This window comes from Streptomyces sp. NPDC055103 (genome assembly GCF_053607625.1).
The window spans coordinates 14,466-28,520 of the sequence record NZ_JBSGTX010000009.1 but is presented as its reverse complement, the minus strand read 5'-3'; the positions used below and the strand labels follow the sequence as shown (position 1 = coordinate 28,520).

Annotated in this window: 16 protein-coding genes; 8 read left to right on the top strand and 8 right to left on the bottom strand. The window is 69.5% G+C overall.

Going from position 1 to position 14,055, the window contains the following annotated elements; genetic code table 11:
• Positions 1–15: 15 nt before the first annotated feature.
• A complete protein-coding gene (locus ACWFR1_RS08485) occupies positions 16–1,134 on the bottom strand; it encodes a lipid II:glycine glycyltransferase FemX (protein WP_453548011.1) in 1,119 nt (372 codons plus the stop codon).
• A 119-nt stretch (positions 1,135–1,253) separates the two neighbouring features.
• Positions 1,254–1,568, bottom strand: a complete 315-nt coding sequence (locus ACWFR1_RS08480) for a hypothetical protein (RefSeq protein ID WP_453548009.1) — start codon at positions 1,566–1,568, stop codon at positions 1,254–1,256.
• A 286-nt stretch (positions 1,569–1,854) separates the two neighbouring features.
• On the opposite strand from ACWFR1_RS08480, the gene rpsF reads away from it, so the two are divergent.
• From rpsF to rplI, 4 genes are all read left to right on the top strand, one after another.
• Positions 1,855–2,145, top strand: a complete 291-nt coding sequence (gene rpsF / locus ACWFR1_RS08475) for a 30S ribosomal protein S6 (protein WP_005482942.1) — start codon at positions 1,855–1,857, stop codon at positions 2,143–2,145.
• Positions 2,146–2,218: 73 nt separating this feature from the next.
• Positions 2,219–2,827 carry a single-stranded DNA-binding protein gene (locus ACWFR1_RS08470; protein WP_453548005.1) on the top strand — a complete coding sequence of 203 codons (609 nt, stop codon included), beginning with the start codon at positions 2,219–2,221 and terminating at the stop codon, positions 2,825–2,827.
• A 58-nt stretch (positions 2,828–2,885) separates the two neighbouring features.
• Positions 2,886–3,122: a 30S ribosomal protein S18 gene (gene rpsR / locus ACWFR1_RS08465; protein ID WP_003967857.1), complete on the top strand. Its 237-nt coding sequence runs from the start codon at positions 2,886–2,888 to the stop codon at positions 3,120–3,122.
• 18 nt (positions 3,123–3,140) lie between these two features.
• On the top strand, positions 3,141–3,587 hold the full coding sequence (gene rplI, locus ACWFR1_RS08460) for a 50S ribosomal protein L9 (protein ID WP_453548002.1): 447 nt from the start codon (positions 3,141–3,143) through the stop codon (positions 3,585–3,587).
• 112 nt (positions 3,588–3,699) lie between these two features.
• Here the strand turns inward: rplI and ACWFR1_RS08455 are convergent, their stop codons facing one another.
• Positions 3,700–5,037, bottom strand: coding sequence for an MATE family efflux transporter (locus ACWFR1_RS08455; RefSeq protein ID WP_453548000.1), 1,338 nt, complete (start codon positions 5,035–5,037; stop codon positions 3,700–3,702).
• A 424-nt stretch (positions 5,038–5,461) separates the two neighbouring features.
• Here ACWFR1_RS08455 and dnaB point away from each other — a divergent pair, with 424 nt between their 5' ends.
• Positions 5,462–6,943, top strand: coding sequence for a replicative DNA helicase (gene dnaB, locus ACWFR1_RS08450; RefSeq protein ID WP_453547998.1), 1,482 nt, complete (start codon positions 5,462–5,464; stop codon positions 6,941–6,943).
• A gap of 69 nt (positions 6,944–7,012) precedes the next feature.
• Here the strand turns inward: dnaB and ACWFR1_RS08445 are convergent, their stop codons facing one another.
• Complete coding sequence (locus tag ACWFR1_RS08445; RefSeq protein WP_453547996.1) at positions 7,013–7,933, bottom strand: NAD-dependent epimerase/dehydratase family protein; 921 nt, start codon at positions 7,931–7,933, stop codon at positions 7,013–7,015.
• An 86-nt stretch (positions 7,934–8,019) separates the two neighbouring features.
• Between ACWFR1_RS08445 and ACWFR1_RS08440 the strand changes: the two genes are divergently transcribed.
• Positions 8,020–9,402, top strand: a complete 1,383-nt coding sequence (locus ACWFR1_RS08440) for a serine hydrolase domain-containing protein (protein ID WP_453547994.1) — start codon at positions 8,020–8,022, stop codon at positions 9,400–9,402.
• A 111-nt stretch (positions 9,403–9,513) separates the two neighbouring features.
• Here ACWFR1_RS08440 and ACWFR1_RS08435 read toward each other — a convergent pair whose 3' ends face one another.
• From ACWFR1_RS08435 to ACWFR1_RS08425, 3 genes are all read right to left on the bottom strand, one after another.
• Positions 9,514–9,966 carry an N-acetyltransferase family protein gene (locus ACWFR1_RS08435; RefSeq protein ID WP_453547991.1) on the bottom strand — a complete coding sequence of 151 codons (453 nt, stop codon included), beginning with the start codon at positions 9,964–9,966 and terminating at the stop codon, positions 9,514–9,516.
• A 73-nt stretch (positions 9,967–10,039) separates the two neighbouring features.
• Positions 10,040–10,498: a MarR family winged helix-turn-helix transcriptional regulator gene (locus tag ACWFR1_RS08430; protein WP_453547989.1), complete on the bottom strand. Its 459-nt coding sequence runs from the start codon at positions 10,496–10,498 to the stop codon at positions 10,040–10,042.
• A gap of 90 nt (positions 10,499–10,588) precedes the next feature.
• Positions 10,589–11,452: a GNAT family N-acetyltransferase gene (locus ACWFR1_RS08425; RefSeq protein ID WP_453547987.1), complete on the bottom strand. Its 864-nt coding sequence runs from the start codon at positions 11,450–11,452 to the stop codon at positions 10,589–10,591.
• Positions 11,453–11,553: 101 nt separating this feature from the next.
• On the opposite strand from ACWFR1_RS08425, the gene ACWFR1_RS08420 reads away from it, so the two are divergent.
• Together ACWFR1_RS08420 and ACWFR1_RS08415 are read left to right on the top strand one after the other, a co-directional pair.
• Entirely contained in the window at positions 11,554–12,225 is a 672-nt protein-coding gene (locus ACWFR1_RS08420) for an HAD family hydrolase (protein WP_453547985.1), read from the top strand.
• Between the two features lie 104 nt (positions 12,226–12,329).
• Complete coding sequence (locus ACWFR1_RS08415) at positions 12,330–13,604, top strand: globin domain-containing protein (RefSeq protein ID WP_453547983.1); 1,275 nt, start codon at positions 12,330–12,332, stop codon at positions 13,602–13,604.
• Here the strand turns inward: ACWFR1_RS08415 and ACWFR1_RS08410 are convergent.
• Positions 13,547–14,026 (bottom strand): NUDIX domain-containing protein, encoded by a 480-nt coding sequence (locus ACWFR1_RS08410; RefSeq protein WP_453547981.1) that lies wholly within the window; start codon positions 14,024–14,026, stop codon positions 13,547–13,549. The two genes, ACWFR1_RS08415 and ACWFR1_RS08410, sit on opposite strands and share 58 nt — an antisense overlap.
• Positions 14,027–14,055 lie beyond the last annotated feature (29 nt).

Here is a 14,055-nt window from a genome sequence, read left to right as displayed (position 1 = left end):
CCGAAGCGACGCCGCTCAGCGGCGCGACATGTAGATGTCGAGCGCCTTGTGCAGCAGCTTGTTCAGCGGGAAGTCCCACTCGCCGACGTACTCGACGGCCTCGCCGCCCGTGCCCACCTTGAACTGGATGAGCCCGAAGAGGTGGTCCGTCTCGTCGAGCGAGTCAGAGATGCCCCGCAGGTCGTAGACGGTCGCGCCCATCGCGTAGGCGTCGCGCAGCATCCGCCACTGCATCGCGTTCGAAGGCCTGACCTCGCGGCCGATGTTGTCGGAGGCGCCGTAGGAGTACCAGACGTGCCCACCGACGACGAGCATGGTCGCGGCGGACAGGTTCACGCCGTCGTGACGCGCGAAGTAGAGCCGCATGCGGTTGGGGTCCTCGTTGTTGAGGACGGTCCACATGCGCTGGAAGTACGAGAGCGGGCGCGGCCGGAAGTGGTCGCGGACGGCCGTGATCTCGTAGAGCCGCTGCCACTCGGCCAGGTCCTCGTAGCCGCCCTGGACGACCTCGACGCCGGCCTTCTCGGCCTTCTTGATGTTGCGGCGCCACAGCTGGTTGAAGCCCTTGAGGACGTCGTCGAGCGAGCGGTTCGCGAGGGGGACCTGGAAGACGTACCGGGGCTGGACGTCGCCGAAGCCGGCGCCGCCGTCCTCGGCCTGCTGCCAGCCCATCTTCCGCAGCCGGTCCGCGACTTCGAAGGCACGCGGCTCGATGTGAGTCGCCTCGACGTCCTTGAGGCGCTTCACGTCCGGGTCCTGGATGCCGGACTTGATGGCGGCGGCGTCCCAGCGGCGGATGACGACCGGCGGGCCCATCTTCACCGAGAAGGCGCCCTGCTGCTTGAGGTGCGCCAGCATCGGCTGCAGCCAGTCGTCGAGGTTGGGCGCGTGCCAGTTGATGACCGGGCCCTCGGGCAGATAGGCGAGGTAGCGCTTGATCTTCGGGAGCTGGCGGTAGAGCACCAGGCCGGCGCCGACGAGCTCGCCGTTCTTGTCGAACCAACCGAGGTTCTCCGAGCGCCACTCGGTCTTCACGTCAGCCCACGCCGGGACCTGGCAGTGGCTCGCGGCGGGCTGGCTCTGGATGAATCCCAGATGCTGCTCGCGGCTGATGGTCCTCAGGGTCAGGCTCATGCGGGGCGCTCCTCGGCAGGTGTGTCCCCATCGGTCAGGGGCTCCGGCTCTCGCGCCGAAGCCTACTGTGACCGGGGAGCGCCCCGAATGGGCGTGTGTGCCCCGACGCGCCGCCGGACTCAGCTGATGACCCCGCCGAAGAGACCGCCGTGGGCCATGCCGAGATAGAAGCCCACCGCCGCCGCGCCGAGTCCGACGATCAGCGCGAAGCGCTCGCGGGTCGTCACGGAGATGAACTGTCCGTAGGCCCCGGTCAGGATGCCGATCAGCCCCGCCCACGAACTCAGCAGATGGAGGCTGTGGAACTGGGCGGTGACGAAGGCGAGGACTCCCAGCGCCAGCGTCACGCCGACGAGCGTGTCCTGGAGGGGGTGGGGCTTGCCGTCGGTCGCGAAGAGGGAGTGGCCGGGGTCGGGTCGCATTGCCTGTGCCATGAGGGCACCTCCTGGCGTGCCTGCCGGACGGCGGCGCATCTTAGCGCCGCCGACATCCGTTGTGTACAGATTGCGTCCCCTCACCGGTGAATTTCAACCGCAGGCCGATGTGCGGGTACTCTGTACGGTCTGCACCGGTGTCTGCCCAGGTCCGTCCTGGATCCCGACGGTGCCCCTCGCTCGTCGAGGGGGATTGTCAGTGGCGGCGGATACCGTTGCTTACGCATCACGACCCTCCTGCCACGGAACGACCGTGGCCGCTGAGTCCAAAGGAGGTGGGTTCCACATGCGTCACTACGAGGTGATGGTCATCCTCGACCCCGATCTGGAGGAGCGCGCTGTCGCTCCCCTGATCGAGAACTTCCTCTCCGTCGTCCGTGAGGGCAACGGAAAGGTCGAGAAGGTCGACACCTGGGGCCGTCGTCGTCTCTCGTACGAGATCAAGAAGAAGCCCGAGGGCATCTACTCGGTCATCGACCTGCAGGCCGAGCCTGCGGTCGTCAAGGAGCTCGACCGCCAGATGAACCTGAACGAGTCGGTCCTCCGGACCAAGGTCCTCCGCCCCGAGACCCACTGAGCTTCTAGCTCAGAGGTCATCGGGTTCGAGTAGCTACAAGCAGCCAGAAGCAATCCCGCCGAGAGGTTCCCCCATGGCAGGCGAGACCGTCATCACGGTCGTCGGCAATCTTGTCGACGACCCCGAGCTGCGCTTCACCCCGTCCGGTGCGGCGGTCGCGAAGTTCCGTATCGCGTCCACCCCCCGCACCTTCGACCGTCAGACCAACGAGTGGAAGGACGGCGAGAGCCTCTTCCTCACCTGCTCGGTCTGGCGTCAGGCGGCGGAGAACGTCGCCGAGTCGCTTCAGCGAGGCATGCGCGTTGTCGTGCAGGGCCGGCTGAAGCAGCGGTCCTATGAGGACCGTGAGGGCGTCAAGCGCACGGTCTACGAGCTGGACGTCGAGGAAGTCGGCCCCAGCCTCAAGAACGCCACGGCCAAGGTCACCAAGACCACCGGTCGCGGTGGCCAGGGCGGTCAGGGCGGCTACGGCGGCGGTGGCCAGCAGCAGGGCGGCGGCAGCTGGGGTGGAAACTCCGGCGGCGGTGTCCCGCAGGGTGGCGGCGGTGCTCCCGCCGACGACCCGTGGGCGACCGGTGCTCCTTCTGGCGGTTCCGGCGGTTCCGGCGGCCAGCAGGGCGGCGGAGGCGGTGGCTGGGGTGGAAGCTCCGGCGGCGGCTACTCGGACGAGCCTCCCTTCTAGGGCCTGCGCCCTCGAAGCAGCTCGTATCCCCACTTCTTGATCACACAGGAGAAACACCATGGCGAAGCCGCCTGTGCGCAAGCCTAAGAAGAAGGTCTGCGCTTTCTGCAAGGACAAGACCCAGTACGTGGACTACAAGGACACGAACATGCTGCGGAAGTTCATTTCCGACCGCGGCAAGATCCGTGCCCGCCGCGTCACCGGCAACTGCACGCAGCACCAGCGTGACGTCGCCACGGCCGTCAAGAACAGCCGTGAGATGGCGCTGCTGCCCTACACGTCCACCGCGCGATAAGGAAAGGGTGACCGAAAAATGAAGATCATCCTGACCCACGAGGTCTCTGGCCTCGGCGCCGCCGGCGACGTCGTCGACGTCAAGGACGGCTACGCTCGCAACTACCTGGTCCCGCGTGGTTTCGCGATCCGCTGGACCAAGGGTGGCGAGAAGGACGTGGCACAGATCCGCCGCGCCCGCAAGATCCACGAGATCGCGACCATCGAGCAGGCCAACGAGATCAAGGCCAAGCTCGAGGGCACGAAGGTGCGCCTGGCCGTTCGCTCCGGCGACGCCGGCCGTCTCTTCGGCTCCGTGACCCCGGCCGACATCGCCTCGGCGATCAAGACCGCGGGTGGCCCCGACGTCGACAAGCGTCGCGTCGAGCTCGGTTCGCCGATCAAGACCCTGGGCTCGCACCAGGTCTCCGTGCGTCTGCACCCCGAGGTTGCCGCGAAGCTCGGCGTCGAGGTCGTCGCCGCGTAACGCTGCCCTTGGCAGTCTGCGCTCAGCAGTGAGGAAGGGCCGCACCCCTCGGGGTGCGGCCCTTCCGCCGTTTCACGTGAAACGGTCGGCGTGAACAGCCGGCGTGAACCGTTCAGCGCGTAGCGCCCGTGACGATCCAGCGGCCCGAGCGCGAGCGGAGCCAGAGCGTCACCATCCGGACCGTCATCATCAGGGTCATCGCCCACCAGAGGGCGGTCAGCCCACCACCGAGCACGGGAACCAGCAGGGCGACCGGCGCGAAGACCGCGAGGGTCAGCAGCATGGCCCAGGCCAGATAGGGGCCGTCGCCCGCGCCCATGAGGACGCCGTCGAGGACGAAGACCACCCCGGAGATCGGCTGGGACAGCGCGACCACCAGCAGGGCGGGCAGCAGGGTGTCCTGGACGGTGGCGTCGCTGGTGAAGAGCGGGACGAACAGGGGGCGGGCGACGATGAGCAGCGCGCCGAGCACCACTCCGGAGAGCACACCCCACTGGACCATGCGGCGGCAGACCTGGCGTGCTCCCTCGGAGTCGTCGGCGCCCAGATAGCGCCCGATGATGGCCTGGCCCGCGATGGCGATCGCGTCGAGGGCGAAGGCCATCAGACTCCACAGGGACAGGATGATCTGGTGGGCGGCGACCTCGGCGTCACCCATCCGGGCTGCGACGGCCGTGGCGATCAACAGGACCGCGCGGAGCGAGAGCGTACGGACGAGAAGCGGGACACCGGCCTGGGCGGAGGCGCGGATGCCGGCCGCGTCGGGGCGGAGGGAGGCGCCGTGGCGCCGGGCGCCCCGAACGACCACGAAGAGGTAGGCGACGGCCATGCCGCACTGGGCGATGACCGTGCCCCAGGCCGAGCCGGCGATCCCCAGGCCGGCGCCGTAGACCAGTCCGACGTTGAGCGCTCCGTTGACGGCGAAGCCGCCGATGGCCACGTAGAGCGGTGTACGGGTGTCCTGGAGGCCGCGCAGGACGCCGGTGGCGGCCAGGACGACCAGCATGGCGGGGATGCCGAAGCTGGAGATCCGCAGATAGGTCACGGCGTAGGGGGCGGCGGTGTCGGAGGCGCCGAAGAGGCCGACGAGCCAGGGTGCTGTGGGCAGGGTCAGGGCGACGACGGCGACTCCGAGGAGGAGCGCGAGCCAGATGCCGTCCATGCCCTGCCGGATGGCGGCCCGGAGGTCGCCCGCTCCGACGCGTCGGGCGACGGCCGCCGTCGTCGCATAGGCGAGGAAGACGAAGACGCTGACGGCGGTGGACAGCAGGGCGGCGGCGATCGCGAGCCCCGCGAGCTGGGGGGTACCCAGGTGGCCGACGATGGCGCTGTCGACCATGAGGAAGAGCGGCTCGGCGACGAGAGCACCGAAGGCCGGCAGGGCGAGGGAGACGATCTCGCGGTCGTGCTGTCGGCGGACGGCCTTGGAGGTCTCGGGGGCCTGGATCATGGGGTCAATCTAATCTTCCACAGGTAAGCGATGCAATGGATGAGAGACCATTACTTTGTGATGGTGCGGGGCTTCGGGTGTGGGCCGTTTGTTCTGATCTTGCTCCGGGTGGAAAACTTTTTCTCCCCCACAGGTGGTGGATGGAAAAAGGGCAGGTCAGATGGGTGGGGGTGGGGGTGCTATGAGTTTGTCCACATGGCTGTCCCCCGCTCCGTGCACAGGATCCGGGGAGTTCTCCACAGCATCTGGGCGTTCACCCACAGGCCCTGTGGATAACCAGATTGGCTGACGCCCCTCGCGGGCCTACCGTGGACCGGCACCCGACGCGCCGACAGCGGTCGCGAAGCCACTTGTTGATGAAGGCCGTGGCATAGGAAAGAGTGGCACGGCGAGGTCCGCGGAGCGGACGGGAGGAGGTGGCTTGGTGAGCATTGCCGAGCCCATGGACGACCCCTGGGCCGACAGCGGACCGAGCGACCGGCTGCCCACCCGTGGCCGAGGCGAAGGGCGCGGCCGGGGCCGCGGGCGCGACGACCAGCACGAGCGCGGCACCGACGGCCCCTGGGACGGAGGGCTCTCCGGCTTCGAGCGCGTCCCCCCGCAGGACCTCGACGCCGAGCAGTCCGTCCTCGGCGGCATGCTGCTCTCCAAGGACGCCATCGCGGACGTCGTGGAGATCATCAAGGGCAACGACTTCTACAAGCCGGCCCACGAGACCGTCTACTCCGCGATCCTCGACCTCTACGCCAAGGGCGAGCCGGCCGACCCCATCACGGTCGGCGCCGAGCTCACCAAGCGCGGCGAGATCACCCGCGTCGGCGGCGCCTCCTACCTCCACACCCTGGTCCAGTCGGTACCGACCGCGGCCAACGCCTCGTACTACGCCGAGATCGTCCACGAGCGCGCCGTCCTGCGCCGCCTCGTGGAGGCCGGCACCAAGATCACGCAGATGGGCTACGCGGCCGACGGAGACGTCGACGAGATCGTGAACTCGGCCCAGGCCGAGATCTACGCCGTCACCGAGCAGCGCACCACCGAGGACTACCTGCCGCTCGGCGACATCATGGAGGGGGCCCTCGACGAGATCGAGGCGATCGGCTCCCGCAGCGGTGAGATGACGGGTGTGCCGACCGGTTTCAGCGACCTCGACTCGCTCACCAACGGACTGCACCCCGGCCAGATGATCATCATCGCGGCCCGTCCCGCCATGGGTAAGTCGACCCTCGCCCTGGACTTCGCCCGGGCGGCGTCCATCAAGAACAACCTGCCCAGCGTCATCTTCTCCCTCGAAATGGGCCGCAACGAGATCGCGATGCGACTGCTCTCGGCGGAGGCCCGGGTCGCGCTCCACCACATGCGCTCCGGAACGATGACCGACGAGGACTGGACGCGCCTCGCCCGCCGTATGCCCGACGTCTCCCAGGCGCCCCTGTACATCGACGACTCCCCGAACCTCTCGATGATGGAGATCCGGGCGAAGTGCCGCCGGCTCAAGCAGCGCAACGGCCTCAAGCTCGTGATCATCGACTACCTGCAGCTGATGCAGTCGGGTGGCTCCAAGCGGCAGGAGAGCCGCCAGCAGGAGGTCTCCGACATGTCGCGAAACCTCAAGCTCCTCGCCAAGGAGCTGGAGCTGCCCGTGATCGCGCTCTCCCAGCTGAACCGTGGCCCCGAGCAGCGCACCGACAAGAAGCCGATGGTCTCCGACCTGCGTGAGTCCGGCTCGATCGAGCAGGACGCCGACATGGTGATCCTGCTGCACCGCGAGGACGCCTACGAGAAGGAGTCGCCGCGGGCCGGCGAGGCGGACATCATCGTGGGCAAGCACCGTAACGGCCCGACGGCCACGATCACCGTGGCCTTCCAGGGCCACTACTCCCGCTTCGTGGACATGGCCCAGACCTGACCCGAGGCCGCGCGCCGGACGGCGCCGCTTTCGCGTCCGGAGCACGCCACTGACAGCGGCCTTCCCGCCTCAGGCGGCGGCGGAGTGGGCGGAGGCGAGGGCGCGTACGCCCGTCAGGCTGTCGGTGTGGGTGGGCGACCAGCCGAGCTCCCGGTCGGCCTTGCTCGCGTCCAGGCGCAGCTGGGAGGCCATGGCCGTGTGGGCCAGGGGAGCCGGCTTGAGCAGCCAGAGCGGGACCCGCAGGGGCTTGGGGGTCCCGAAGACCGCGGCGACCTCCTGGACGTGCCTGCCGAAGGGGAGCGGCGTGCGGTCGGCGATGTTGTACGCCTGGCCCGGGGTGCCGCTCTCCACGGCGAGGACGACGGCCCGTGCCGCGTCGTCGACGTCCACCCAGGAGAGGGCGCGTCCGCGGTCGGCGACCACGGGCAGGGAGCGCTTGCGCAGCAGGGGGAGGACGTCCTTGTCGGTGACCCCGGCGCCGTAGAAGAAGCCGAACCGCAGGCTGATCGCCTCGAGTCCCTCGGCGGTGAAGGCCATGCGCTCCTTGGCGCGCATCGCGCCGACGTGGCGCTCCAGCCAGGCGTTGGTGCCGCGCGGGCCGAAGGGGGTGTTCCGCTCGGTGATGAGGCCTGTGCCGTGGTCGCCGTAGCCGTAGCCGAACATCATCGACTCGACCACGAACCGGCGGGCGCCGGTCGCGCGGGCGGCGGCGAGCAGGTTCTCGGTGCCCCGGGTCCGCAGGGCGTTGGTCGGCACCATGCTCTGGTGGCGTGCCAGCGACTCGCCCTTGAGGGCGGTCGCCGCGTGGACGACGACGTCGAACTCGAGGCCGTCCACGGCTCTGAGGACGGCGTCGGCGTCCAGGAGGTCGGCACGTAGCGTGTTCGTGGCGCCCCGACCGAGTCCCGCGACCTCGTGCCCGGCGGCGGTCAGCTGTCGCGTGGCGCTCCGGCCCAGTGCGCCGCTCGCTCCTGCCAGCAGAACCTTCATGTCCGTGCTCCCTTGCGATCCGATCCGGTGATGTTCATGGGACGGATCGGGAAGCTTCGTATGTGACATCACGTTGGATGTGATCTATGACGACATCTTTCGAAGCCTTGTTGCCCGGTACCGAGAGGGCCCTGCTGCACCGTGTGGCGGTCGCCCAGTCCGAGGGGCGTTCCCCCTCCTTCGTCGGGGCGGTGGTCCGTGACGGAGAGCTGGTCTGGAGCGGTTCGCGCAGCTGCGTGGACGGGCACGCGCCGGACGCCGACACACAGTTCAGGATCGGCTCCCTCACCAAGGTGTTCACCGCCGTCCTGGTGATGCGGCTGCGGGACGAGGGGCTGCTCTCCCTCGACGATCCACTGGAGCGTCATCTCAAGGGCACGGGCGTCGGCGAGGTGACGATCGCTCAGCTCCTGAGTCACGGCGCCGGTCTCGCAGCCGAGACACCCGGCCAGTGGTGGGAGCGGTCCTCCGCCGCGCTGCGTCCGGAGCTCTCGGACGTCCTGGGGAAGCAGCCCTCCCTCCGGTCCCCCGGGCGCGGCTTCCACTACTCCAACCCCGGCTACACGCTGCTCGGTTCACTCATCGAGGAGGTGCGGGGGGTCTCCTGGGCGGAGGCGCTGCGGAGCGAGATCCTGGCGCCGTTGGGGATGGCTCGTACGACGCTCGACCCGGTCGCCCCGCACGCGGGCGGCTGGGCGGTGCACCCCTGGGCCGATGTGATGCTGCCCGAGCCGTCCGAGGACCTGGGGCTGATGGCGCCGGCCGGACAGCTGTGGTCGACGGCGGCGGACCTCGGCCGGTTTGCCGCGTTTCTCGCGGCGGGCGACGATCGGGTGCTCGCGGCGGCTTCCGTGGAGGAGATGCGGGCTCCGGCCTCTCCCGCCGGCGAGGGTGACTGGGAGGGCGGCTACGGTCTCGGTCTCCAACTGCTGCGCAGGGACGGCCGGACCCTGATCGGTCACACCGGCTCGCTGCCGGGCTTTGTCGCGTGTCTGTGGGTGAGCGTGGAGGACGGGCTGGCGGGCATCGCCCTCGCCAATGCCACGTCCGGGCCGCTGACCGCTGCCGTGGCGGCCGACCTCGTGCGGATCGTGGCGGATGCCGAGCCGAGGTTCCCGGAGCCGTGGCGCCCCCTTCCGGAGGCCGAGGTCGATGAGGAGCTGCTCTCCCTGACGGGGCCCTGGTACTGGGGCACGTACTCCTACGGGCTCCGGCTCGGGCCCGAGCGGTCCGTGGTGCTCGAGCCGCTGAGGGGAGCCGGACGGCGGGCCCGCTTCCGTGCGCTGCCCGAGGGCGGCTGGGTCGGGCTGAACGGCTACTACGCGGGGGAGGAGCTCCGCGTGGTGCGGCGCCCCGACGGCGGGGTGAGCCACCTCGACCTGGCGTCCTTCGTCTTCACACGAGAGCCGTACGCGCCGGGTGACGCGGTGCCGGGCGGGGTGGACGAGCCGGGCTGGCGCGGCCTCTGAGTCGTTCCGGGGGCTTGCCTGGGGCGCTTGCCTGCGCGCCCTCCACCTCGTGTTTCACGTGAAACAGCGCGCCGGGTCGTCGCCCGGCGCGCTGTCCGCCCGCGGGGTGCTTCAGAGGCTCTTCTTGAAGCCCACGTGGGAGGCCTCGAAGCCGAGCCGTTCGTAGAAGCGGTGGGCGTCGGTGCGGGTGACGTCGGAGGTCAGCTGGACCAGTGCGCAGCCCTGACGGCCGGACTCCTCGACGGCCCACTCGATGAGCTGGGTCCCGAGCCCGCTGCCGCGCTCGTCGGAGTGGACGCGAACGCCCTCGACGATCGACCGGGTGGTGCCCCGACGGGAGAGCCCGGGGATCACCGTCAGCTGGAGTGTCCCGACGACCTTCTCCTCGCGGACCGCCACGACGACGTGCTGATGGGGGTCGTTCACGAGGCGCTCGAAGGCGGCGAGGTACGGGGCGAGGTCGTCGGGCGACTCGCGCTGTGCTCCCAGCGGGTCGTCGGCGAGCATCGCCACGATCGCCGGGACGTCGGTGGCGAGGGCGGGGCGTATGTCAAGATCGCTCATGCCCCGAAGGGTACGCACGCTCCGCTGCCGCCGCCCTCTGCCCTCACCCTCAGTCCTCGAGCTCTGCCCTCGGTCAGGCGGTAACCGCCACGCCCTCCACGACCTGCACCAGCGGGGCCAGCTCGGGGTTCTTCGCGGCTTCGTCGAGAGCTTCGCGCAGCGCGCTGTCGTTGGTGGGACGGGCCTCTTCGAGGAGCTTCAGGCCGGCCTCGGTGACATCGGTGTAGATGCCGCGCCGGTCGGTGGCGCAGAGGTACCGGGTGAGCAGACCGCGGTCCTCGAGCCGGGTGACGAGCCGGGTGGTGGCGCTCTGGCTCAGTACGACGGCGTCGGCGACCTGCTTCATCTGGAGGTGGCCGCCCGGGCCGCTGTGCTGGCGGCTGAGGACGTCGAGGAGCGAGTACTCACGAACGCTCAGACCGTGCCCGGACTCCAGGGCGCGCTCGATGTGGGACTCGATCCTGCCGTGCAGGAGGGAGAGGGCGCACCAGCGCTGGGACAGCGCGGTCAGTGCGGGGTCCGTCGCGGTCATGGGCTCTCCTCGGTCTCTCCTCGGCGCCGGGGCGGCTCAGTGCCAGGGTAGACGATGCGACGCAATAATGCGCGTCTGCAAGTAAATCCGTCACCCCGCCGCGACGGTCAGGGGGGCGAAGCGGCGGCGCCAGTCGCCGGGGAGGTCCGGGAGGGAGCGGACCATCACGGAGGTGTTGGCGATCGAGTCGATGCCGTTCTCCTTCGCCCAGCTCAGCAGCGTCGTGTGGCGCACATCGATGTCGGTGCGCAGCGGCCGGTCGGTGGCGGCGGCCAGGGAGGCGATCAGCGCCTGAGCCGTGGCCGGGTCCTTGGCGATCAGCGGTCCGACGACGTGCGTGTCCATGTTGGGCCACGCCGCCGCGAAGCCGGTGATCTCGCCGTTCTCCTCCGCGACCCGGAGATGGTCCGCGAAGGCCGGCAGCCGCGTGATGATGTGCGTGCGATCGAGGCCGAAGACCTCGTGGTCCAGACGCAGGATCGCCTGGAGGTCCTCCGCGGTCGCCGGGCGGACCGGAACGTCCGGGGCGGGCGTGGTGAAGCTGAATCGTCCGCGCACCATCTCGGCCCGGCTCGTCTCGACGAAGCCCAGCTGCTCGTAGAGGGGCTGACCGTTGGCGGTGGCGTACAGGGTGAGCGGGGTGTCGCCGGCCTCCGCCAGGACGTGCTCCATGAGTCTGCGACCCACGCCTTGGCGTGCGTACGACTCGGCGACGAGCACCATGCCGATCGCGGCGAGCCCCGGGCCGTACGAGGTGACGACGCTGCAGGTGACCAGCCCCGTGCCGGAGGGGTCGTCGATGCCGTAGCCGGTGCCCGCGGTCAGCAGATGGCCCCACTTGTGCTCTTCGCGCAGCCACCCCCTGTTCTCGGAGAGGTCGGCGCAGGCGAGGAGGTCGTCCGCGGTGAGGCGCCGGATGGGGAGTTGAGCGAGAGCGGAGGGGGGAATCGGCATAGCTTTCAGGCTGGCTGAAGCAGTGATCGTCCGTCCACTGGTTTACGAGATCCGGTCGATTACCCGAGGGGGCGTTGATTCTCTCCCTTGGGATGCGGACGATGTTTCACGTGAAACCGAGTGAATCCATGGAATCCCGACACGGCAGGCTGCATCTCTTCGACCTCGACGGCACGCTGATCAGAGGTTCGGCCGCCGCTGTGGAGATCTCCCGGCAGATGGGCCTCGCGGAGGAGATCGCCGTGCTGGAGGAGGGGTTTCTCCGGGGGCTCACTCCGGACGAGTTCGCCGTGCGGGCCCGCGACCTCTGGTCCACACTCACCCTGGAGCAGGTCGCCGCCGCCTTCGAGGGCGCGCCCTGGCTGGCCGGCATCCGTGAGGTCTGGGCCGACATCCGGGCCCGGGGTGAGCGCTGCGCGGTCATCTCCCTCTCGCCCGACTTCTTCGTGGAGCGCCTGCTCGACTGGGGCGTCGACACGGCACACGGTTCGCGCTGGCCCGCCGTCCCCTTCACCGAGCCGATCCATCGACCCGGCATTCTCGACGCGGCGGCGAAGGTGCGGATCGCCCGGGAGCTCTGCACGGAGTACGGGGTGGAATGGGGCGACTGCGTGGCCTACGGGGACTCGATGTCCGATGCCGAGCTCTTCGCGATCGTGCGGGACACCGTGGCCGTGAACGCGGACCATCATCTCGCCGGGATCTCCCGCCACAGCTACACCGGAGGAGATCTGCGCGAGGCCTACGCCTTGGTCCGAAACGGCGCAGCTTAGCGGAAACCCTGCCCTATGACCCGAGAACGCCGCTTTCCGTCCGAAGCGGTGCTCGGAAGCGTCATGCTGCGGGCACGGAAGCCGGCCAGCGCGAGGCGAGGCACATGATGGATGCTCCGACCACCACGACGGACGGGACGGAGGCCCGAATACCCGTAGAGGTCTCCGCTCACGAGGAGTCCTCCGTAGGCGTCTCCCCCGACGCCTTTCTGGTCCGCCGCACCCTGGCGGAGATCGCACCCGTCGCCGACCAGGTGACCTCGTACTTCTACGCCCTGCTCTTCGTCCGGAACCCCGAGCTGCGCGAGATGTTCCCCGCGGCCATGGACACCCAGCGCGACCGGCTTCTGAAGGCCCTCCTGACGGCGGCCGAGCACCTGGACGACGTACCCGTCCTCACCGCGTATCTGGAGAACCTCGGCAAGGGGCACCGCAAGTACGGCACCCGGGCCGCCCACTACCCGGCCGTCGGAGAGGCCCTCATCGGTGCGCTCGTCCGGTACGCCACGGCGAGCTGGGACGAGGAGACCGAGGCGGCCTGGGTCCGTACGTACACGACGATCTCCCAGATCATGATCGACGCGGCGGCGGAGAACGAGGAGCACGCGCCCGCCTGGTGGCAGGCCGAGGTGGTCTCCCACGATCTCCGCACCCCGGACGTCGCCGTCGTCACCCTCCGGCCCGACCAGCCGTATCCCTTCCTGGCGGGGCAGTACACGACGCTGGAGACCCCGTGGTGGCCCCGGATATGGCGCCACTACTCCTTCGCCGCGGCGCCCCGGCCCGACGGGCTGCTCTCCCTCCACGTCAAGGCGGTCCCGGCCGGCTGGGTGTCCAACGCGCTGGTCCACAGGGCGCGCCCCGGGGACGTCCTGCGCCTCGGCCCGCCGGCCGGCTCGATGACGGTCGACCACTCCACCGACACCGGACTGCTCTGTCTGGGCGGCGGCACCGGGATCGCGCCGATCAAGGCCCTGGTCGAGGACGTCGCCGAGCACGGGGACCGGCGTCCGGTCGACGTCTTCTACGGGGCGCGCAGCGGTCACGACCTCTACGACATCGACACGCTGTTGAGGCTCCAGAAGACCTTCCCCTGGCTCTCCGTCCATCCGGTCACCGAGGAACAGGGGCGTCTCCCGGACGCCGTCTGCCGCTACGGATCCTGGGAGGAGCGCGACGCCTACCTCTCGGGCCCGCTCGGCATGGTGCGCCGCGGGGTCGACGCCCTGCGCGGAGCGGGGGTGCCGTCGGACCGGATCCGGCACGACTTCCTGGCGGAGCTCACCACCGCGAGCAGCGAGCTCGTCCCCGTGAGCAGTGATCAGCCCAGGTCAGGAGCGTGCATGGCGCGGACCCCCTCGATGTTGCCGTCGAGATAGTGGCGCAGGGAGAGAGGGACGAGGTGGACGGCGGCGATGCCGACCCGGCTGAACGGCACCCGGACGATCTCGTACTCGCCGACCGGCTCGTCGATCTCGGGGCCGTGCCGCAGGGAGGGATCCATGGAGCCGAGTCGGCACACGAAGAAGTGCTGGACCTTCACCCCGGAGACCCCACCGTCGACGATGTGTTCGACGGTGTCGACGAAGCAGGGCACCACATCGGTGATCTTGGCGCCGAGCTCCTCGTACACCTCGCGGTGCAGGGCCTCGACGACGGTGGCGTCGGAGGGTTCCACACCACCACCGGGCGTGACCCAGTACGGATCCATCCCCGGCTTGGTGCGTTTGATGAGGACGAGATCGTCCCCGTCGAGCAGGATGGCGCGTGCGGTGCGCTTGATCACGGGCCGTTCAGTCATGGGAAGAAAATGGCCCGTACGCGGTGTCC